Here is a 681-nt window from a genome sequence, read left to right on the forward strand (position 1 = left end):
GAGTCGAACCTCTAACCGCCTGATTCGTAGTCAGGTACTCTATCCAGTTGAGCTAAGGGTGCTTCTTTCAACCTTTATCTATGCCGAGGACCGGAATCGAACCGGTACGATCGTTACCAATCGCAGGATTTTAAGTCCTGTGCGTCTGCCAGTTCCGCCACCCCGGCCTCCTCAAGCGAACGACGGGATTCGAACCCGCGACCCCCACCTTGGCAAGGTGGTGTTCTACCACTGAACTACGTTCGCATCGCTTTCTTTATATAAAAAAATGCCGGCTACATGACTTGAACACGCGACCCTCTGATTACAAATCAGATGCTCTACCAACTGAGCTAAGCCGGCTCATTATTATTCTTCTATGCGGGTTAAGGGACTTGAACCCCCACGCCGTAAAGCGCCAGATCCTAAATCTGGTGCGTCTGCCAATTCCGCCAAACCCGCAAAATATGACCCGTACTGGGCTCGAACCAGTGACCCATTGATTAAAAGTCAATTGCTCTACCAACTGAGCTAACGAGTCTTAAAATAATTTTCATTATCTTAACGGTCCCGACGGGAATCGAACCCGCGATCTTCGCCGTGACAGGGCGACGTGATAACCGCTACACTACGGGACCTATGGGAGTTAACGGGATCGAACCGCTGACCCTCTGCTTGTAAGGCAGATGCTCTCCCAGCTGA

General features: G+C 51.0%; 6 tRNA genes. All 6 read right to left on the reverse strand.

The window, feature by feature from the left end:
- Positions 1–81: 81 nt before the first annotated feature.
- Positions 82–167: transfer RNA gene (locus ADI76_RS02075), tRNA-Leu, on the reverse strand.
- A 7-nt stretch (positions 168–174) separates the two neighbouring features.
- A tRNA-Gly gene (locus ADI76_RS02080) sits at positions 175–246 on the reverse strand.
- A gap of 23 nt (positions 247–269) precedes the next feature.
- A tRNA-Thr gene (locus ADI76_RS02085) sits at positions 270–342 on the reverse strand.
- A 17-nt stretch (positions 343–359) separates the two neighbouring features.
- A tRNA-Leu gene (locus tag ADI76_RS02090) sits at positions 360–441 on the reverse strand.
- A 6-nt stretch (positions 442–447) separates the two neighbouring features.
- Positions 448–520, reverse strand: a tRNA-Lys gene (locus tag ADI76_RS02095).
- A gap of 24 nt (positions 521–544) precedes the next feature.
- A tRNA-Asp gene (locus ADI76_RS02100) sits at positions 545–617 on the reverse strand.
- Positions 618–681 lie beyond the last annotated feature (64 nt).

Source organism: Streptococcus parasanguinis, from assembly GCF_001074805.1.
Taxonomy (GTDB): Bacteria; Bacillota; Bacilli; order Lactobacillales; family Streptococcaceae; genus Streptococcus; species Streptococcus parasanguinis_A.